Annotated in this window: 16 protein-coding genes and 1 pseudogene; 2 read left to right on the forward strand and 15 right to left on the reverse strand. The window is 37.7% G+C overall.

Annotated elements, in window-relative coordinates:
- Positions 1-273: 273 nt before the first annotated feature.
- The 7 genes and pseudogenes from QPK98_RS06470 to QPK98_RS06500 all read right to left on the reverse strand — a co-directional run.
- On the reverse strand, positions 274-1,449 hold the full coding sequence (locus QPK98_RS06470) for a glycosyltransferase family 4 protein (RefSeq protein WP_310992280.1): 1,176 nt from the start codon (positions 1,447-1,449) through the stop codon (positions 274-276).
- Entirely contained in the window at positions 1,446-2,561 is a 1,116-nt protein-coding gene (locus tag QPK98_RS06475; protein WP_310992281.1) for a glycosyltransferase, read from the reverse strand. The genes QPK98_RS06470 and QPK98_RS06475 overlap by 4 nt, the downstream gene beginning before the upstream one ends.
- Positions 2,558-4,393 (reverse strand): asparagine synthase (glutamine-hydrolyzing), encoded by a 1,836-nt coding sequence (asnB, locus tag QPK98_RS06480; RefSeq protein WP_310992282.1) that lies wholly within the window; start codon positions 4,391-4,393, stop codon positions 2,558-2,560. Before asnB (QPK98_RS06480) ends, QPK98_RS06475 begins: the two co-directional genes overlap by 4 nt.
- Before the next feature lie 123 nt (positions 4,394-4,516).
- The gene (locus QPK98_RS06485; protein ID WP_310992284.1) at positions 4,517-5,296 is read right to left on the reverse strand and encodes a class I SAM-dependent methyltransferase; all 780 of its coding nucleotides are present in this window, start codon (positions 5,294-5,296) and stop codon (positions 4,517-4,519) included.
- Positions 5,289-6,212: a glycosyltransferase family 2 protein gene (locus tag QPK98_RS06490; protein WP_310992285.1), complete on the reverse strand. Its 924-nt coding sequence runs from the start codon at positions 6,210-6,212 to the stop codon at positions 5,289-5,291. Before QPK98_RS06490 ends, QPK98_RS06485 begins: the two co-directional genes overlap by 8 nt.
- A gap of 262 nt (positions 6,213-6,474) precedes the next feature.
- Positions 6,475-7,872 (reverse strand): asparagine synthase-related protein, encoded by a 1,398-nt coding sequence (locus tag QPK98_RS06495; protein WP_310992286.1) that lies wholly within the window; start codon positions 7,870-7,872, stop codon positions 6,475-6,477.
- Between the two features lie 175 nt (positions 7,873-8,047).
- Positions 8,048-8,158: pseudogene (locus QPK98_RS06500) on the reverse strand (GxxExxY protein); the annotation flags it as partial.
- A gap of 390 nt (positions 8,159-8,548) precedes the next feature.
- On the opposite strand from QPK98_RS06500, the gene QPK98_RS06505 reads away from it, so the two are divergent.
- Positions 8,549-8,911: an endonuclease domain-containing protein gene (locus QPK98_RS06505; RefSeq protein ID WP_310992287.1), complete on the forward strand. Its 363-nt coding sequence runs from the start codon at positions 8,549-8,551 to the stop codon at positions 8,909-8,911.
- A 306-nt stretch (positions 8,912-9,217) separates the two neighbouring features.
- Here the strand turns inward: QPK98_RS06505 and QPK98_RS06510 are convergent, their stop codons facing one another.
- The 8 genes from QPK98_RS06510 to QPK98_RS06545 all read right to left on the reverse strand — a co-directional run bounded on the left by QPK98_RS06510 (position 9,218) and on the right by QPK98_RS06545 (position 18,274).
- The gene (locus QPK98_RS06510) at positions 9,218-10,396 is read right to left on the reverse strand and encodes a glycosyltransferase (RefSeq protein ID WP_310992288.1); all 1,179 of its coding nucleotides are present in this window, start codon (positions 10,394-10,396) and stop codon (positions 9,218-9,220) included.
- 5 nt (positions 10,397-10,401) lie between these two features.
- Positions 10,402-11,385, reverse strand: coding sequence for a glycosyltransferase family 2 protein (locus QPK98_RS06515; RefSeq protein ID WP_310992289.1), 984 nt, complete (start codon positions 11,383-11,385; stop codon positions 10,402-10,404).
- A gap of 56 nt (positions 11,386-11,441) precedes the next feature.
- Positions 11,442-12,071, reverse strand: coding sequence for a hypothetical protein (locus tag QPK98_RS06520; RefSeq protein ID WP_310992290.1), 630 nt, complete (start codon positions 12,069-12,071; stop codon positions 11,442-11,444).
- Positions 12,072-12,335: 264 nt separating this feature from the next.
- On the reverse strand, positions 12,336-14,162 hold the full coding sequence (gene asnB, locus QPK98_RS06525; RefSeq protein WP_310992291.1) for an asparagine synthase (glutamine-hydrolyzing): 1,827 nt from the start codon (positions 14,160-14,162) through the stop codon (positions 12,336-12,338).
- Positions 14,163-14,166: 4 nt separating this feature from the next.
- Entirely contained in the window at positions 14,167-15,282 is a 1,116-nt protein-coding gene (locus QPK98_RS06530) for a glycosyltransferase family 4 protein (protein ID WP_310992292.1), read from the reverse strand.
- A 45-nt stretch (positions 15,283-15,327) separates the two neighbouring features.
- The gene (locus QPK98_RS06535; RefSeq protein WP_310992293.1) at positions 15,328-16,254 is read right to left on the reverse strand and encodes a glycosyltransferase family 2 protein; all 927 of its coding nucleotides are present in this window, start codon (positions 16,252-16,254) and stop codon (positions 15,328-15,330) included.
- A 25-nt stretch (positions 16,255-16,279) separates the two neighbouring features.
- Positions 16,280-17,263: a glycosyltransferase family 2 protein gene (locus QPK98_RS06540; protein ID WP_310992294.1), complete on the reverse strand. Its 984-nt coding sequence runs from the start codon at positions 17,261-17,263 to the stop codon at positions 16,280-16,282.
- Positions 17,264-17,341: 78 nt separating this feature from the next.
- The gene (locus tag QPK98_RS06545; RefSeq protein ID WP_310992295.1) at positions 17,342-18,274 is read right to left on the reverse strand and encodes a glycosyltransferase family 2 protein; all 933 of its coding nucleotides are present in this window, start codon (positions 18,272-18,274) and stop codon (positions 17,342-17,344) included.
- A gap of 702 nt (positions 18,275-18,976) precedes the next feature.
- On the opposite strand from QPK98_RS06545, the gene QPK98_RS06550 reads away from it, so the two are divergent.
- On the forward strand, positions 18,977-19,618 hold the full coding sequence (locus QPK98_RS06550) for a DUF6266 family protein (protein ID WP_310992296.1): 642 nt from the start codon (positions 18,977-18,979) through the stop codon (positions 19,616-19,618).
- Positions 19,619-19,706 lie beyond the last annotated feature (88 nt).

The following is a 19,706-nucleotide window of genomic DNA, read 5'->3' on the forward strand; positions in this document are numbered from 1 at the left end:
TTTATTTCCGATTATTAAGTTTATGCACTGTATGCGTTGTATGCACCACAGGGGCACAGAGAACACAGAGGACACAGCTTAATGTTTCGCAATAACTCTTAGCAGCTTTGTGGTAAAAATAGCACACAAAGGCACCAAGACGCTAAGTTTTTTCCCTATTTTGTCATAAACTCTAATGCCAAATCCCATACTTATCACGGAGGTATAAACCCGCCTACCCGACGGGCAGAGGATACAGAGGTTAATTTCTCAGTGCTCTCTGTGACTCTGTGGTTATCTTTCCGCTCCAAAAAATTCTACAAACTTCGCTTCCTGCTGAACAATTGTAAACTCATCACGCACTCGATTTATCGCATTTTGAGCAAACCTTCTTTTTTCCGCTGGTGAAAGCGCCAATACTTCCTTGATTTGTGCCGCTAATAATTTTGGCGCATACTTTGGCACCACCCAACCCGAATATCCGTGTAAGACGTTTTCTGCCAATCCCTCGGCATTACTTACCACACAAAGCTTACCCGTTGCCTGGGCTTCCAACACAGCATTGCAAAATCCTTCTTGAATGCTGTATTGCAAATAGATTGTTGCTGTTTTTAAGTGTTTTCGAACTTCTTTATGCGGGACTTTACCCAAAAAACAAACCTCTTTTTGCAAACCTAAATCGTATGCAGCAAAAGCAATGCGTTCATAGTCTGGTCCATCGCCTATAATTTTATATTCAAACTGAAGCCCTTCTGCCTTTAACAATGCCAAAGCCTCAATCATTTCCACATAGCCTTTTTTCCAATGTAGCCTCCCGGTGGTCATAAAAACCACTGGTGTTTGTTGTTCAAAATCTGGCAATTCTGTACGAAACAATGCCACATCAATTGCAGGTGTAATTTTCTTTACAGGGATGGAGTCGGGCATTCCAAAGCGTTTTGCTGATGCCCACAAGTCGTTGGAATTGGTGTGTACCTGATCTACATACTTCCACAACACATTGTAGCACCCTGGATTTTTTATGGGATAAGTGCCCATATCGAACCCACGAAAGCTCACGCCCATTTTGGCTCCTATCGCCTGAGCAACGGTTTCACTTCTAATCGCCATTGTAGCAAACCCAAAGTGGAGCCAATCGGGCCTTGCTTTGAGGAAGTGAGAATTTAAATAAACATTCTTGACTAATGAAAAACCGCGAACGCCTTCCTTTTTTTCCAGCGCTAAATAGCGCCTCACTACAGAATGATGCGGCAATAATCCTATAAAAGTTTTTATAAAATACAGCAGTTGCAAGATTGGATTTTTACTTACTTTTGGTTGTAAAACTACCGGACATAAATCAAAACCATTTTTCGTGCTACGACAATATAGAGTCACGTCCATACCATTCTTTTGGAGTCCGCGAATCTTCGAGCGCAAGAAGGTCTCGGAATAACCAGGAGGTTGCGAAAGGACGAGAGCGATTTTCATTTTTGAACAATTATTTTATATAGGTTTTCATGTCTTTCAATTTCTTTCTCTATTGGATATTCCAAACTCACATGATTGTGAAAAGACTTGCCCAATATTGTTAACTCATCTTTTGACTTGCTCATGTAGAAAGTAAGTTTGTCACTTAATTCGTCAATTGCTGATGGGTCAAAAAGAGAATCAGGGAATTTCGCCAATTGATCTCGGATGCCAGGTATATTAGACCCTATCACAACTTTTCCATTTGCCATTGCTTCTAAAAGAGCTACTGGTGAACCTTCACCTTTCTCTTTGGTAGGAAGTACAAAAACCTCAGCACGATTTAGTTGCGGTCTTATATCCAATAATTTACCACTGAATTTGATTCTTTCTTTCAAGCCCAAATCAGATACAAGTTTGTGTAAACCTTGTCCATACTCATTCTGGTCATCGCCAACGAGTAAAAGACTCCAATTTTGGTGTTTTTCACTTAATCTATTAAATGCTTCAATTAGAATTTCTATTCCCTTAACGGGAACAAAGTTTGCCACGCAAATTAATAGGCGCTGACCATTTGGAAACTGAGGCAATAGATCCACTTCATTAGTTACAGTAGGGCTAAAATAAGATACATCAACACCTCGTGGAATCAATACTGTTTTATTACTTCTTTGATAAAATTGATCTATCATGTCTGTATTTTGAACGGCAATTTTAGTTGCAAAAAATGAACGTAATTTCCAAGCATTTTTTGAGCCGCCGCCCCAGCTCATATTTTTCTTTGTAAACACCCATGGAATACCTGCCATTCTTGCAGCTAGGGCTTCAGTATAATCTGAACTATAGTGGTAGCTATGAATAACATCAGGGGCTATTTCTTTAAATTTACGAGACACCCTCCAGCATTCTTTAAACATACGTCTAATAGGCCTAGAGTTGGAAGTATAATTTAAAATATGTACGGGTAATCCAGAGTTTTCTACCTCTTTGAAAAATGCACCCCTATTATGCAAACACATTATATGAGCTTCAAAAACTTCAGAATCCAATCCTTTAGCGATGTTTAGAAGTGCCTTTCCACTACCAGCCGTATCGAAATTGGGAATCGTAAATAGAACTCTTATCCTTTTCATCTAAATTTTGTTAGGGCGTAAAGTGTGAAAATAGGCCATTTTAAATCGGCTTTACCTTCAAAATGATTATTCAATAATTTTTCAACAGCTTTCTTTTCAAATCCGAAATCGGACATATCAGACTGCAATAGCTGATTACCAACTACTTCTTTTAAATCTTGCCGCAACCATCCGGTTAAAGGTATGGAAAATCCTTTTTTCTCCTCTTCTTCTTTAACAGAAGGAATACGTTTAGAAAGCACATTCTTTAAAAGTTGCTTTTGCCTTCCACCCCCATAACTTAAAAGTGGATCTATTTTCAACGCGGCTTCAATTACATTTTTATCCAGAAAAGGAACTCGCACTTCAAGGCTGTTTTCCATACTTGCCAAATCTACCTTCCGCAAAGTTTTTTGCATCATCCCATAAAACTCGGCATGGCGAATGTTGTATAATAACTGACGAATATCTTTTGAGTTTCCGTAGGAATAAACATTGTAATCTTCCGGTAAAGAGGTTTTAGATAGTCCCGGTGCAACTTCATCTAATAAGTTCTTTCTAAAACGAGAATGTAATCCTTGTTGCGCTATTCCTTGGCTGGGAGCTAACAATACACTGTTCACCCGTTTATTTCCTGAGGTATATTTATCAAAACCATAAATGGCTTTTTTTAAAAGACTTGGAAAATGCTGAAAGCCAATGTTTTTCCCGATACTCCAAAATCGTTCATAACCAAAAAACAATTCATCTCCCCCATCTCCACTTAAGGCAACGCCAACTTTTTTCTTCGCTAATTTTGATACTAAATACGTTGGTAAGATACTAAAATCGGCAAAAGGTTCATGCAAGGCGTCCATAGCTTCGTCCCAAAAACCTAAAACTTCTTGGGCAGATAACTTCCAGATTTCCTGTTGCACATTCAAAGCTTCGGCAAATTGTCTTGCCCGATCAGATTCGTCATGCTTTTTACTATCAGAACCGATAGTAAACACATGAGGCTTTGCTTTATATTCTTTCATAAAGGAAGTGACCAAGCTAGAATCTACTCCCCCAGACAGAAATGCACCTAGAGGAACATCGGAAAGCAGCTGCCCTTCCACCGATTTAGCCAAGGCTTCCTCCACTAGCAATTCAGCTTCTTCCTTGTTTGAAATAGAATACGCTACGGCAGTTGGAAGCTCCCAATATCTAGTTTTATTAACCGTTCCATTCTTTTTAAAAGAAACTATTTCCCCCGGTGCCACTTGGAAGGTGTCTTTATACAAGCCAAATGGCGAAGGCATATAATGCTGTTCCAAATACAATTTTAGCACTTGCGGATTTACAGATTTTCCTCGGTATTCAGGATGTAAAAACACCTGATCATATTGACTGGCTGCCACTAAGGTTTTACCATCCCAGCCAAAAAACAATGGTTTCATTCCCGCAAAGTCTCTAATTAAATGAATTTCCTTTTCAAGGCAATCATAAACCACTAGCGAAAACATACCATTGAGCGCTTTAACAGTTTTAATAACCCCCCATTCCACCAAGCAGGCAGTAATTGTTTCCGTATCGCTTAATCCGTTAAAGTTTTTAAAATTCAGTCTTTTTCTCAACTTTAGATGATTGTAAATTTCACCATTAAATACAATAACAAACCGAGCATCATGGCTTTTCATAGGTTGCTCCCCAGCTTCGGAAAGTTCTAGGATAGCGAGTCTATTGAACCCAAGTTGTAAGTTGGAAGCATTAGAAAAGTAACCTTGAGAATCAGGGCCGCGTTTTTTAGATTTGTTTAGCAGGCTTATAAAGTCATGCTTATCTAATCCCTTATTGTTATCTGGCGAATATTCTACTAGGAATCCACACATTGATTTTTTTTAGTTATTGGTTATCAGTTCTGAGATGTTGGCACTTAATTTATAATTCCTAATTCATATTTCAACACTTAACCTTTTTATACCCATAGAGGTTCCAATTATCTTTGCGATGGTCTAGAGAGTTTTTTTCATTTTAATAGACCAAGAATCAAAATCCTGAAGGTTCATATAATGTTCTTTGTTTTCTAAATGAGTATTGAACTCATAAAAAGAGTTTTTTATTGGAAATTCTAAATTATTAAATTCTGGATATTTATTCTTGGATATCACACCAACCCCCCAATCCGTATCAAAACAAATAGAATGTAAGTTTTGTTCATGTCTAATTTTATAAAAAGCTTTCCAAGTAGTCCCATTCCAGAAACCACGAGCAGGTGAGTTTTTAAAACCAAATGATTCCCGAGCATGAAATTCAGTAGGAGGATTACAATCGTGAACCACAACAAATCCTTTTTGCGATATAAAGTCCATTGCATTAAAGATATCCCTTTCCACTTGGTCAGCCAAATGTAGCCCATCTATAAAAATAACATCAAACTTTATATCAAATGGAAAATGAGGTGTGTTAATCTTTAATTCCCTGAAAAACTCATCAGATGTAATTTTAAAATCTACCGGATTATTCCTGAATTCAACTCCAGGGTCGACCGAGTATTTGTTCTTACTCTTAATTTTATTAAAATTATCATTTGGATTTCGAACGCCTATCTCTAGATAATTAACCCCATCTATCATTTCAAGTAAAAAAGAAATGATTTCTGTACGCGATCCTTTCTTTCTTCCCTCATCTTTGGATATTTTATATGTTTCGTAAAACTTTTTATCCATAAATATCCTTTTTGCAAAATCAAATTGATATTTATATTGCTTGAGCCTTTGCTTAAGACTATTCATAAGCACTCTTAATTTTAGTTAATTTTTGATTGATTCTTTTTGTTAGTAAAATATATGGCATACTCTGAAATGGATTACGAATCAAATAAAGAAAAAGAGAAGAATAGAATGTACTTCCATATCTTGAACTTAATTCCAGTTCTCTCTGAATTACAAGCGCTTTCTCATAAATATCTTTATTTATAATCTCTGGGTATTCGTAATAAAAACATCTTAATAACTCCATCTTTGCTTCATTGTGTATGGTCACTTTCTTGGTTAGTGAATTTCGATTAGCTCTTCTATCCAATCTCACCAAAACATCGCCTAATCCATGAACTTTTGAATCTAACGAAAAACGCAAGAAATATGCCCAATCTATCGGTATATTTGGATAATGTTGAGAAAAGTAAAGTCCATAGTTCTGATGCACAGATTTCCTGAACATCATACAACTATTCACTATTTTCGTCTGTTTAATATAATTTAATAGGAAGAGTTCCTTTCCTTGTGGATACTGCCCTCCATGAACTAAAATCCCAGGAAATTTTGAAGTTACTTTTTCTCCATTCCAAAATTCTGCAATGCCTGACACTAATCCTACCTCTTCTTCTGAATCTAAAAGTGCGACTTGCAATTGCAGTCGGTCGGGATAGTAATAGTCATCCTGCTCGGCAACAGCAATATATTCTCCTGACGTATGAGCAACCAAACGATTCATTGTTGGCCCTAGGCCAAGATTCTTTTCATTCTTTAAGATGGTTAATCTTGGAAAATGCTCGCGATATAATTCCAAAATATCTTCTGAACCATCCTCAGTACCATCTATACAAGCAACCAATTCGAAATCTTGATAGGTTTGATCCTTTAGACTTTTTATAGTTTCCTCAAGGGTTTTTTCACCGTTATAAATCGGAAGTATTACAGAGACTTTCATTAAATATTTGAAATAGGTTTACACATTAGTTTTTTAGGTGTCATTTGTTTTCATTTCTTAGTTTGCGGTCTTAACAGTGTGCGAAAATCGCTCGCAGCGGGTAAAAGTTTCTCGCAGAGGTCGCAGAGTATAGCGCAGAGGGCGCAGGGCTAAAACTCCGCGTACTCCGCGTCAACCTCAGCGTACTCCGCGTGAACCCTTCCCTCTCAAATCTCACATCTCACATCTCAAATCTCACATCTCACGTCTCAAATCTCACGTCTCACATCTCACATCTCACGTCCCGTCTCTTCCACCACACCGCTAAAGTAAGCAACATACTCAAGGGGTGGGAATATGCTACCAAATCCTTTGCTCTAAAATTATTATAAAACCGAACTAAAACCTCCTTGGGCAGAAACGGATGTAGGTTTTCTCCAAAAAGATGTTCTTGCAACTTCTCATCGTTTTCCATTCCTAAAAACTGTAACTCCCAGTTGCGCTGAATATACGGCTTTCCCAGTTTTTCATTTACTACACGCTTCGCCTTATTTATAATTCGATAGGGCAAGTTGTAAGGTGCTTTATTATTATGAAAACTATATAAATTGTACGGCTTTTCTGCTTGCCAAGTAATTTTAGCCACCTGAGGGCTCTGTTTTTTAAGATATGCTATTTGAATTCGTCGGTCTGCTAGAAACTCCTCCGGAATCCCACAAATAAACTCCGCCATTCTATTGTCGTAATAAGGAGCTTGGACGGGATTTGTAGCTTCAAATATTGCAAAACCAAGGTTTGTCCATCTACCAGCGCGAGTCATACTCAAATAAGCTCGGACTTTGGCCGTACAGTTTTCTATTGGAATGCTATTCCATATTTCTTTAATCCGCAGTTTTAAATACGGCATAAACTCGCCTTCTAACCCCCATTCTTTCCATAATGCTTCTGCAAGTTCTTGCCCGCCTTTCACCACTATTTTATTTAACAACCATGCCTCGGCCTCATTTTCGGTGAGGTTTGCTGGTGCAGGAGAATCGAAAAGTACATCGCCCCAATGGCCCAAAGTAAAGGTACCCTTCATTTTACGAAACGCATCAATCACCGCCATTTGCCGTGGATGGGTGAATTCTGTATTACAACTAATAAGCTCCGCTAATTCATCAATTTTACTCCATAAATATCCGGGTTTGATGGTCATATCATAATATTCATAGCCCAAGGTTTGTGCAATCTGTTTTGATATTGCGCCTTCCTTGTATCCGTTGTGAAACGAATAACTATACGAAACCACTGGGTTTTTAAGTTTGGAATAGGCAACCGCTTGCGTACGGCTGTCTAGTCCACCTGATAATGGTAATAATACCGTGCCGCTGCTTATTTGTTCTTTACAGATGCTATGGAAAAGGGCTGTAAACTCATCTACTGCTTGATCAAAAGAAATATCTCTTGGCTTATAATGCCATTGAAACCAGGGCTTGCTTTCTACCCAATATCCTTCGTTGTCTAGTGTATTTACTGTGCCTGGCGGAAGTACTTTTTTGTCTTTCCAATAGGTGTCTGTACCTAGAAAGTAGCTAGTAGCAGCAAAAATGCAGATGGCTTTTTTATCTAATTCGTGAGGCGCGTGTACGTTGACGAATTGTTGATGGGTGGGGAGAATGGGGGTTTTAATGGTTCTCATTTAGTTGGGTTGTGGGCAGTAAAAATAAGGAAAATAAAAAAAGAAAACTCTGGAGGAATTGTTAACCACAAAGTTCTCAAAGAATGCGCGAAGATCGCAAAGTATGTTTTTAAATGAGGGAATCACTGAGATCTTAGAGAAGGCGCAAAGCTATATTGTTCTTTACTTATATTATCTATTGAGAATTGATTACTCTCCTGATTCCGTTTTTCAATAAGCTTACATTAAAGTTAATAAGCAAACCCAATTTAAATTCTCCCAATCGAAGATACGTTAAGGTCTGAGCAAGATGAACGTCGTTTCAAGGTTAGAGCTTGTTTCTTCAGGGTGTTAAATATAGAGAAATTTTATAAGCTAAAAGATGATTTGAGAAGGGTTCAAAAAACTCCCTGTCCGCCGGGGCGGACACTCCTCTTTGAATGCTCAGTACAGGCTTTTGAAAAAAAAGAGGGAGACTGAACTCCCCGTCAGCGTAGCTGACACCCCTCTTTGAAAAAAAGAGGGGAGCTGGCTTGGGAGTTTTAATATATTTCTGGATGGAATCTAGGTTTTGAACAAAACTAAAAAAAACTCCTCCCTTTTTAAAAGGGAGGTGTCCGCTTGCGGAAGGAGGGTTTCTTGCAAACCACGCAAAATTTCATTAAGTTTAACTTACTTTCCGTAAAATCAGCCAGTTATGAAGAAGCAAATCCACACCCTAAAACACCTAAAAGCTTATCGAAAAGAACTTCGGGAGCGCATGACTCCTGCGGAAGCATTTTTATGGTCGCAACTAAAAGCACGTCAGTTTGAAGGAAAGCGCTTCACCCGACAACATAGCATCGAAAATTTTATTGTAGACTTCTACTGTGCCTCTGAAAAACTAATTATTGAGCTGGACGGACAGCACCATTTTAATTCAGAGGCTCAAGCCTATGATGAGGCAAGAACCGCTCGCTTAAATGAATTGGGATTTACTGTAATTCGATTTGAGAATAAAATGGTTTTCGATTTGTTACCTTTGGTACTTTTGGAGATTAAGGAGAATTTTAGGAGTTAAATTATAATTTTTGTTGGGTTCAAAAAACTCCTCGTCAGCATAGCTGACACCCCTACTTCGACTGCGCTCAGTACAGGCCTTTGAAAAAAATAGGGAGACTGAACTCCCCGTCAGCGTAGCTGACACCCCTCTTTGAAAAAAAGAGGGGAACTGGTTTGGGAATTTTAATATATTTCTGGATGGAATCTAGGTTTTGAACAAAACTAAAAAAAACTCCTCCCTTTTTAAAAGGGAGGTGTCCGCTTGCGGACGGAGGGTTCATGGAGCCACTTTAAAAAGGGAGGTGTCCGCTTGCGGACAGAGGGTTTATAGCCTCTCCAGAACCCCATAATACAACCCCTCCATCCCAACAACCATTTGCATTTCACAGTTTTGAACTTCCACTTTTGCACGTGCAGCTAATCGAACTTCCTCAATTGTTTTCATAGGCAACTTAGCAAACGCCACCACTCCTCCCGCCATCGCTTCCACATCGCGGGTCGGGAACAGCCACCCTTCAACCCCATTCTCAATAACTTCCGGCACGCCCCCGCAGTTCGATGCTAGCACCGGCAGGCCCAGCGCCATGGCTTCTACCACCACATTGGGCAGACCTTCCTCCACACTGGGCAACAAGAGCAGTGATGCTTTTTGCATCTGCTGATAAACTGCTTCTTGAGAAAGACGGTCGTCTAAAAAAACACAATCTTCTAAGTTTAAATCGGCGATTAAAAACTGCAATTCTTCTTCCGCAGCTGCCCCGATAATGCGATACTGAAATGCGATTCCTCGTACTTTAAGGAGGGCACAAGCACGCAACGCATTGTCGTAGCCTTTTTTCCAATGTGCTCTTCCTACTGAGAGGATTTGCAAAGGCGTATCGCGTTGGTATGTTTCTGAAAAAGGAAATGCTTCCAGGTTAAGGCCCGTATATACCACATGGTCTATTTTATTGGTGGCGGTATAGATTTTATCGCCATTGGCAGCGATGGCTTTCGATACCGAATGAAAGCCCGCTATTTTAGGAAACCATGTTTGGAGGTAGTTGAAGTTTTCTGGTTGCACAAAAGGACGCACATTACTATGGTACCCACGTTGACTGAGCACCACCGGAATTTCTTGTTTTTCCAGCACATCTTCAAACCAAGGAATAACTGATGGCCATTGAAGGTGAATGAGATCGGGTGAAATTTTATTTAAAACAAAACGCAAGTTCGCTTCTTGTAGGTTTCGTTTTTCACCCTTAAAAAGACGTTTAATCGTTGTACTTGTTTTCTTTACTGAACCCGATTGCAAGGCATATAAAAAAGAAGTCATCGCCAAACGGATGTTGTTTTGGTTGCTTCCTAAGGGAACATAGTGCACGCCTTCAATTTTTTGAGACAGCGTTTCGTTAAACCCTAAAATATATACCTCATGCCGCGCTGCCAATCCTGCTGCCAACCTATTGATAAAAGAGGTGGTTTGAAAACTACCGTCGAAGAGGATGATTTTAAGTGCATTCATAATCTTTACGCTCTTAGGTTTTTTAATGTTTTATCTCTTCGTTGTTTCAGTAACTTTCTATCCAGCTGAAAAAATGGATTGTATTTAATATGCGGTATTCTTCTGTTTATAAACAAACTAAACGGATTAAATAAAATAGCAGAAAGCTTTATACGTTTTAGTTTTTCAGTTTTCAACGTATTGATATTATCGCCCAATCGATGCAGCTTTAATATATCCGTTTGTAGTTGCTCTTTTAGAATATGCATGGCTATTGGATTGTCTTTCACAATATCATCATTATAAAGATGTTGCCTCAATTCAAAATATCTTCTCAATGCGCCATTTTCGTTTTTATTAGCTTTTGAAATCGTGGAATCTGGATGTCTAAAATAATGAAAATACGTTTGGTCATAAAAGTATCCTTTATACAGCAATCCCATTCGTATAAACAAAAAAGCATCTTCTCCTGTTGTTGCAGTATGAAATCCTTTTAGTTTTTCAACGACACTTTTCTTAACGATTAGTGACCCAGTTCCTTGAAGAGCGAAAAAATTACGAAGCCACGCAAGTCCCAAAGATGGCGGTAAGTTAATCCCTTCTTTTATCCCTGTGGTAGGATGTTTTAAAACACGACCATCTTGATAAAAACGTTTTGCACGACAAAAAACAAAGTCCACATCGTGGTTCTTAAAAATATGGAAGTCGTATTCAAATTTCTCTGGCAGAATAATGTCATCGCAATCTAAAAACGCTAAATACTTTCCTTTGGCATGTTTAATTCCTGTGTTTCTGGCAAATCCTGCGCCTTGTTTTTCTTCCTTGAGTATTGAATAATCGAAGGGAGCTGACTGGAGGAGTTTATTGAGTAGGGCTACCGAATTGTCTGTAGAGTTATTATCAATAAAAACACATTCAAAATCCGTTATGGTAAAAGCACTGATGGTTTGAATCAGTTTATCCAAGAAGGGAGCACCGTTGTATATTGGGATAATAATGGATAGCTTCATTGCTCTTATATCTTTTGTCTAAAATCACATTTTTCTAAATATCTAAACATACTACTTTAGGCAATTACTTTCTTTTGATTAACTGGCTTTCCAATCATAGTTTTTATTTTTTCCTTGCTATAAAACTCTTGAAGATTGAATGCTTGAACAATTTTCTCGAAACCTTCAACCGTATTTAATTCTTCTAAAGAAACTTCGACATACGTGATTTCGGGAAATGTTTTCTGATATAACTCCCCTAAGGCATAGGTTTCTTTATAATACCATTTTATCAGTTTTATAGATTGTCTTTTAAAATAGGGGGGATACTTTCTAACTCCTGAATTCTTGTTTATTTTCCACCAAGCTTTTAGAAGAACACGCAATATTTCATATTCAAAAACACGTAGCGGTGGTTTGATATTATTGTTTCCGTTTGGATAGATAATCCAATCTCTGCCCAACGCATTAAAAGGCCCGGATTGGGTTCTGTGTGTGCTTTTTGCTACAGCATCAACAGCACGTTTCAAAATAATTACGCCAATTTCTTCTTGCGGAATATGTTTGGGGATTTCCCATCCAAAGCTTTTTATAAAAATATGTGATGTATCAGAATATACAGTGCCAGCATGTGTTTTTATTTTCTCCATCTTCTGAGCCATCAACTGCTGTATGGGTTTTTTGTTTCCTTTTAAATATTCTTGCATATCACACTTATGCAATCGGGGTTTTTGTTCATGAAACGAGCTGCACCCCTCCAAGGTAGCCAAGAGTTTGGATAAATAATCTGTACCGCATCTGCCGGTGCTGATACAGAAAATATATTTTATGTTATTTGAGCTCTTACTTTCCAAGTCGCTATATATTTCTGCGCAACATTCCTATAAATGCAAACTTTTGATTTCTTGTTATTGGATGAATAAAATTGTTTGTTTGAAAACTGTTGTTGAAGGGGATGATTTTTAACCTCCTTATTCCAAAACAAACTTATCAGCCCATTTCTGCCAGGCATAGATATGCCAAACTCCCCAGCCGTTGTTGTGTTTTCCTTCTAAAAATTCTGACACATATTTTTTTAATACGTCTTGATCAAAATACTCCTTGCCATATAAGTCTGAATTTAGAACCGTATCTACCAAATCTGACCTTAATTGATTCCGAAACCATAATTCAATAGGTACAGAAAAACCCTTTTTTCCTTCCATTAAAAGAGTATCCGGAATCTTTTCTTGGAGTAGTTCCTTTAATGGCTTTTTTAGGTTTTCTAAGGCACCAATAGAAAAAAACACCTTCCAAGATTCTTCAATTACATTTTTATCTAAAAGCGGCACACGAACCTCTAAACTATTCTTCATGCTCGTTCTATCAACTTTAATCAAGATTCGTTGTAAATGGCCATAAAACTCGTTCCATCGCAAAAAATGCTGCAATTGCTTTTTGTTATAGTTTTTATCTATCCTGTAAAGCGCATTAATTTCTTTGGAAAAGCCGACATCAAAAGCTGAACTTAGCAGTTGTCTTGGTAATCTTATATGCCAATCTCTCCAGAATGTCTCTAGGTCTTTTGCAAATGGAGCATAGGTATTTGTAATCTTCAGCCTATTGGTTATCCGTACTAAATTTTTTCTTACAAAGGGCTGCACCTTAAACCACTCTGATTTTCTTAGCAGATCGTACATTCGTGGGTAGCCCCAAAACAGCTCGTCACCTCCATCGCCAGAAAGCATTGCTGTATGGTTTTGCGCGGCTTTTTTGGTTACCAAATAGGTAGGGATACTAGAATAATCTCCAAAAGGTTCATTAAAAGCCTTAAAATGTTCCTCAATTATTGAAAGCAATACTTTTTTATCTACCGTTACAATTTCGTGATTTATATTCAAATGCTTGGCATAGCTTACCGCATATTCACTTTCATTGTGTTTTTTATCATTCACTTTTAAGGTAAATGCCTTAATATCGTCTTTTTGTTCTTTTGCATAACTGCTCACCAAAGAACTATCTACCCCACCACTTAAAAAAGAAGCGAGAGACCGCTCTGTGTTAAGTTGAAGTTTAACAGACTTCTTTAGGGTCAACTTTAAATTTTCTATATCATAGTTTGAATCTAGACTTGTTTCTTTTGAAAATTGAACGATATTCTTTTTTATAGTTTTCCCCTTGCCACATATTTTTACAAGTTCGCCAGGTTTTATTTGAAATATATTTTCATAAATACTATTAGGAGCAGCCATATACCCAAAGGCAAAATACTCCTGTACAACTTCTGGTTGGAGCTTGAGCTCATTTTGAAACCAAGCATGTTTAAATACCTGATCAAATTGGGAAGCAAAGACAACTCCGGAATCATTTACACCATAAAACAAGGGTTTTATTCCGGCGAAATCACGTGTAAGAAATAGTTCGTTTTTTGTGGTATCAATTATAGCAATGGCAAACATACCATTAAGTACGCTTAGTGTTTTTACCACTCCAATTTCATCTAATAGGTGTAAAACAACCTCAGTATCAGAAGTAGATTTAAGGTTTTTAAGTTCGTACTCCATTATCAGTGCCTTGTAGTTATACACCTCGCCGTTAAACACCATATGAAACCGTTGCGTTGGACTTTTTCTAGGTTGCTGGCCTGCCGGTGTTAAATCTAAAAGTGCAAGACGATTAAACCCAAGTCTATAGTTTTTACCTGAAACAATATTGGTGGAATCTGGGCCACGATGTTTAGACAGGGACAGGAGCTCCGTAAAACTTTCGGTTTTGGATAAGTTGTTGTTATAAGAAAATTCACCTAGGAAGCCGCACATGGGGTTATCTTTTTGTTAAATCTAAGTATAGTTTTTTCAGTTTCTCCACTTCATTTAAGATAGTAAATTTTGAATTTACAAATCTAATGGCCTCTTTGGAAAAGGAGTTATATCGCTCTCGATCTTTCCATAATTTGAGCATAGAATTAGCAGCGGCCGCAACGTCATACGGATTCACGATAAATCCAGTTTTCCCATCTAATATTGATTCTGGCAGACCATCACTATTTGACACTATTACTGGCACCCCGAAAGATTGAGCCTCAACAACAGAAAGTCCTAAAGATTCTGAATGGCTTAATTGAAGAAAAAAGTCATATTTAGGTAATATCGACTTTAACTCTTTATTTTCAATCTTTCCATTATATAAAACACAATCAGTCAAATTATATTTATCAATAAGGTAATATAGTTGACCTGCATCTTGACCATCGCCATAGACATCGTATTGAACTGGAATACCCTGCTCTTTTAATAACTTTATCGTGCGTAGATTACCTTCTATGTTTTTCTCCCAACACATTCTAAAGGCCGAAATAATTCTCATTTTATCTGTATTCGGATACTTGGAATTCACGTGCTCATTATTTCCAAATGATATTGGAATAACATGAATACGCTCAGTTTCTACTCCCCATTTAGAATGTAAATATTTCTTTTGATGTTCACTCATCACAACAAATGCATCCACTTTATTACCATAATTTTTATAGAAATCTGACCAATTATCAAAAACCCATGGCTTAATATAGGTATCCCCGCCTCTAAGGGTAATTACTATCTTCGGACGTTTATGCTTTGGAATGCTTAAAAGGTTGTGAACCTTTGAGTATAGGTATGAATGTTGAATATGAATGATATCAACTTTTTCCTTTAGCGCCTTAATCTCAAAATAATCTAAATTTCGATATTCCTTATTTTGAAACTGAAGAATTTTTGAAAGAACCTTCCTTTTTTTGTATTGAGGAAGAACCTCAGCCTTATCCCGCTCTCCTTTTACGCCATTAAAAGCAACGATATTAATATCCATCCCTTTTTGGTTTTGAAGCGCATCAATTACGGGAGGAATATAAGGTTGATAGAATAAAGGATAAGAATCAAAAACTTGATAAATTTTCATTGGTTAAAGCTTATATACTGAATAAATCATTACTATTTATAAGTTTTATGACTTAAGTTTTAAATAGAAAAAATAATATTTACCTAATAAAAAGTAGGTAGAAAATGCTGCGTAATAATATATTGTTTTCCATCCAAAAGATTTTACAATAGCGGCATTAAATCCTTTTGGTAACCTCCCTTGTTTTCCACTTTGAAAATAGGCAGACAAGCAAACTAATAGCGTGTATTTCTCGAATTGATTACTACGAGTTATTTTTATAACATCCTTATAATTAACCCAATATATTTCAAGCCTTGATTTAAAATAATTAAAATTATTCTCTCTTCTTTCGAAGCCTATGGAACTATCGTGATAACGACACATTGTTAACACTTTATCTATTTTTTTCAAGGAATTTGTTTCTAATAACAGCTTACACGAAAAATTGTATTCTTGACCCGCCTTTAAATTCTCATTAAATGAAACTTTTTCTGCTATGTTTCTTTTTAGAAAAAGATCAGGAGTAAACCAACTAATATGAGTAGTTGAATAAGAAAGAAAATTTACTTCCTCCTCTTTATAATTATACTGATATTCTTTAAAATTGTCTCTATTAAAATACTGAGTCTGACTAATTACGAAATCAACTTTATAGTCCAAGATCGTTTTTATTTTTATTGCCAATTTCTCTGGATGCATCAAATCATCACTATCAAACCACTGCACATACTCCCCTTTACTCATCTCAAACCCATAATTCCGAGCGGCATTGCCACCTGGCAATCTGTCTTTGGGTCTGTGGTGAAATTGAAACCGAGCATCTTTAGCTATGTATGCTGCCATCAGCTCTTCGGTATTGTCCGTACTGCCATCGTCCACCACAAGACACTCCCAGTTTTGGTAGGTTTGTGCCAACACCGAATCCAGCGTTTCACCGATTAAGTGAGCGCGGTTGTAGGTGGGGATGATGATGGAGATTAATGGGGTCATTTTTAATTGCTTTATTTCATTTTCATTAAACTTTATGTACTAGAAACGATTTAAACGTTTTCCTTTTCTTGGATGCTAAAAAGCTTAGAACTCGCATATTTCCAGAAATCTGATAAATAAAGAATCCCAGTTGTAGAAGTACTGTATTTTTTGTGGAAGAGCTTATTTTTAAGAATTCATTTTTCATTTTTTTAGCCATATCGACTTGATTATTTTGGAGCGAAATATACATCTGTTTAACCATTCTTCTCATAAGATCAGCTTTAGCTTCAGCACTGGCAAAGTTTTGAACTAACCTCAAAGAGTTAAAAGAGGCTTTGAAAGCAGAATAGGACTTTAATGGCTCATAGTTATCGTTTGATATTCTATCGGTATGAGTTCTTAAATACACGAGTGGCTTATTGGTATAAGCATAGTCGGAACTAATGTTTAACACCCTAATAAAGAATTCATATTCTTGAGCTTTCAATAGATTCTCATCAAATTTTAATTGGTTTTTATTTAAAAACGATTTTAAAAATATAGGCGCTTGAGTTAGCCACGTTATTTTAGATCGTATAAAATCATTTAAAGGATCGTCTGAAAATATATGTTTCTTTCTAAGACCTACTATATTTTCTAGCTTCTCATTAAAAACTAGGGTTTGGCATACACAGAACACCTTTTTGGATTGAACCAAAAGCTCAACTTGAAGTTTGAGTTTTTCCGGGTGCATCACATCATCACTATCAAACCAATTTACATACGCTCCCTTACTCATCTCAAACCCATAATTCCGAGCGGCATTGCCACCTGGTAATCGGTCTTTGGGTCTGTGGTGAAATTGAAATCGAGCATCTTTGGCTATGTATTCCGCCATTAGTTTTTCGGTATTGTCCGTACTGCCATCGTCCACCACAAGACACTCCCAGTTTTGGTAGGTTTGTGCCAAAACAGAATCCAACGTCTCCCCTATTAAATGGGCGCGGTTGTAGGTGGGGATAATGATGGAGATTAATGGTGTTTCCATTTTTGAGGATATATTGACAGTATTATGACATCTAAGATACTTTGATTTTTTGGAAGTCAAAAAAGCTTCAGAAAAATCTTATCCCGATCTAATCTGCTTTCTATAAATCTGGGATAAAAACTCCAAGAATCTCAACCGTTGGGATTCGGGCAGCTGTAAGACCGCTTTCCACATCCACCTCCCCAACAAACCATTCCAACGGATAAAAATTTTAGATACTAATTGTTTGTTATCTCGATTAGAACACGCTAAGAAATTCATCAGCAACACATAATGCATTGCCTTTTTAGTTTTGGCATTCCTCCGCCATTTGCGAGCATACAAGGCATCGGAAATATGCTGGAGGGATATTATTTTTTGTGCCATAAGATCTTCGGAAGTGGTTTCGGATAGTTTGTCTTTTCCTGAAATGTCGTAATACACTAATTTTTTCTCCAATCCGACTATGGAATTGTTTCCAATTGCCACATCAATATCAAAGGCATAATCTTCCCAAGTGCGAGAAGCAATCCATCGGATGTTTTGAATGTCTTTTTTACGCCACAGACAACCGCCTGTTCCCCAATGTCTGTTCACACTTAGAATTTCGGGCAAAATAGCGTCAACCTGTTTTATTTTATTTCTACGAACTCCCTGTATTTCTCCGTTTGCATCTACCTCATAGCCATTGGCGTAGGCCATGGCAGCAGCAGGGTTTTGAACAAGCACCGCTACAGTAGCTTCTAAAAAGGCTGAATCCCAGTAGTCATCGGAATCTAAAAAGGCTATAAATTCGCCTTTAGCATGGTATAGCCCCACATTACGGGAAGGACCTGGCCCCAAGTTTTTAGCATTGCGAATAACCCGAACCCTTGCATCTTTTGTGTATTCTAAAATATTGCTGGAGGCATCGTCTATCACTATAACCTCAATATGGGTATGGGTTTGCCCCAAAACCGATTGAAGACATCGCTGAAATTTCCTCGGACGGTTGTAGGTGGGGATAATAATGGAAACCAAAGGTGTTTTCAAAAGAATTGGGTATTTCTCAAAAATAGATAAAAATATTAGAAGCCGTTGAGATCAATAGTATTATTGTGGAGGTGAGAGGTGAGAGGTGAGAGGTGAGTGGGGAGTTAGTAGAGGGTAGTTTGGGCAGACTGCAAATCACTTCTCTGTGCCCTCTGTGCCTCTGTGGTGATTATTTATGAAGCAAGAACCAGGAGTCAAGAACCAGGACGGTTTGGGCTATTGGTTTATGTTTAGGTTGAGGATTTCAAATTTTTAATTCCAATTCAATTTTTAATTCCAATTCAATTTCAATTTCAATTTCGGTTTCGATTTCATGGGGTTCTCGCAGAGTAACGCGTTGTTTTTGAGATATTGTGAAAGTATGTGATTGGGATCGATTTCAATTTCAATTTCAATTTCGATTTCTCCAATCCCTGCCCGTCCAGTAGGTGGGTCTGTGATGCGTAGGGGCTTGTTGCAGATTTGTTCGGAAAAAATGTCTCCCCAAAAAAAGTATTGGATTTAAGCTGGTAGGAAACTGCTATGAAACTGCAAGAAAACCCCTGAAAAATCACTGGCTTGTTGCAGGAGGTTGCAATCACCTATCTTTTTGTTGTTCCTGGTATCAGTTGGTTTCCGTTGGTTGCATGTATTTGCCACACGTGGAAATAGCATTTATATTTAACCAAACAACTGAATATTAACATTTTAAACCTTATTATTATGGGAACATTTCAAAAAGGAATCTTAGGAGGATTCCGTGGAAAAGTGGGCAGCGTTGTAGGTGTCCGATGGAGAGATAAATACGTTATGCGTAGTTTACCAGAAACTAAAGATCGCCCTCCTACCGAGGAGCAAAGAAAGGTACGGGAAAGGTTTAGCCTTGTAGCCCGTTTTTTAAACCCAATGAAGCCTATTGTAGACAAGTATTTTGGGAAGAAACAAGGTGATAAATCACCATTTAACCTAGCTACTTCCTATCACATTCGTCAAGCTGTGCTAGAAGTAGGTCCAGACTTTGTAATGGACTATCAAAAGGTGCTCATTAGTAAAGGGGACCTTAGCGGATTGCAGTCTCCAGTTTTAACAGCGCCTGCTGCAAATACAATGCAGTTAGATTATGTGGACAATACCGGGCAAGGCTTTGCAAAAGCAGACGACCAATTACTGGTGGTGCTTTATGCAGCTGACCTCCATGAGTATCAGCTGTTCACCCCAGCAGGTATGCGCGATGAAACTGTTGTTAATTTACCCTTACCTCCATATTGGACGGGGCAAGCTATTAACGCTTGGGCTACCTTTGTGGATGCGGAAGAAAAACAGGTTGCAACTAGTTCATACCTAGGAGAGGTAACAGCCGTGTAAATGACGATTTGTGTTTATTAATCCAAAAAAGAAGACCCGCAGTTTTAAAATTGCGGGTTTTTAGTTATTAGTGGGGAGTAATTCAGTA

Source organism: Aequorivita marina, from assembly GCF_031631895.2.
GTDB classification, from domain to species: Bacteria; Bacteroidota; Bacteroidia; order Flavobacteriales; family Flavobacteriaceae; genus Aequorivita; species Aequorivita marina.

Excerpts from the sequence above, each read along its gene's own strand:
- QPK98_RS06470 (WP_310992280.1), bottom strand. The coding sequence starts at position 1,449 with ATGAAAATCGCTCTCGTCCTTTCGCAACCTCCTGGTTATTCCGAGACC.
- QPK98_RS06475 (WP_310992281.1), bottom strand. The coding sequence starts at position 2,561 with ATGAAAAGGATAAGAGTTCTATTTACGATTCCCAATTTCGATACGGCT.
- asnB (WP_310992282.1), bottom strand. The coding sequence starts at position 4,393 with ATGTGTGGATTCCTAGTAGAATATTCGCCAGATAACAATAAGGGATTA.
- QPK98_RS06485 (WP_310992284.1), bottom strand. The coding sequence starts at position 5,296 with ATGAATAGTCTTAAGCAAAGGCTCAAGCAATATAAATATCAATTTGAT.
- QPK98_RS06490 (WP_310992285.1), bottom strand. The coding sequence starts at position 6,212 with ATGAAAGTCTCTGTAATACTTCCGATTTATAACGGTGAAAAAACCCTT.
- QPK98_RS06495 (WP_310992286.1), bottom strand. The coding sequence starts at position 7,872 with ATGAGAACCATTAAAACCCCCATTCTCCCCACCCATCAACAATTCGTC.
- QPK98_RS06505 (WP_310992287.1), top strand. The coding sequence starts at position 8,549 with ATGAAGAAGCAAATCCACACCCTAAAACACCTAAAAGCTTATCGAAAA.
- QPK98_RS06510 (WP_310992288.1), bottom strand. The coding sequence starts at position 10,396 with ATGAATGCACTTAAAATCATCCTCTTCGACGGTAGTTTTCAAACCACC.
- QPK98_RS06515 (WP_310992289.1), bottom strand. The coding sequence starts at position 11,385 with ATGAAGCTATCCATTATTATCCCAATATACAACGGTGCTCCCTTCTTG.
- QPK98_RS06520 (WP_310992290.1), bottom strand. The coding sequence starts at position 12,071 with ATGCAAGAATATTTAAAAGGAAACAAAAAACCCATACAGCAGTTGATG.
- asnB (WP_310992291.1), bottom strand. The coding sequence starts at position 14,162 with ATGTGCGGCTTCCTAGGTGAATTTTCTTATAACAACAACTTATCCAAA.
- QPK98_RS06530 (WP_310992292.1), bottom strand. The coding sequence starts at position 15,282 with ATGAAAATTTATCAAGTTTTTGATTCTTATCCTTTATTCTATCAACCT.
- QPK98_RS06535 (WP_310992293.1), bottom strand. The coding sequence starts at position 16,254 with ATGACCCCATTAATCTCCATCATCATCCCCACCTACAACCGCGCTCAC.
- QPK98_RS06540 (WP_310992294.1), bottom strand. The coding sequence starts at position 17,263 with ATGGAAACACCATTAATCTCCATCATTATCCCCACCTACAACCGCGCC.
- QPK98_RS06550 (WP_310992296.1), top strand. The coding sequence starts at position 18,977 with ATGGGAACATTTCAAAAAGGAATCTTAGGAGGATTCCGTGGAAAAGTG.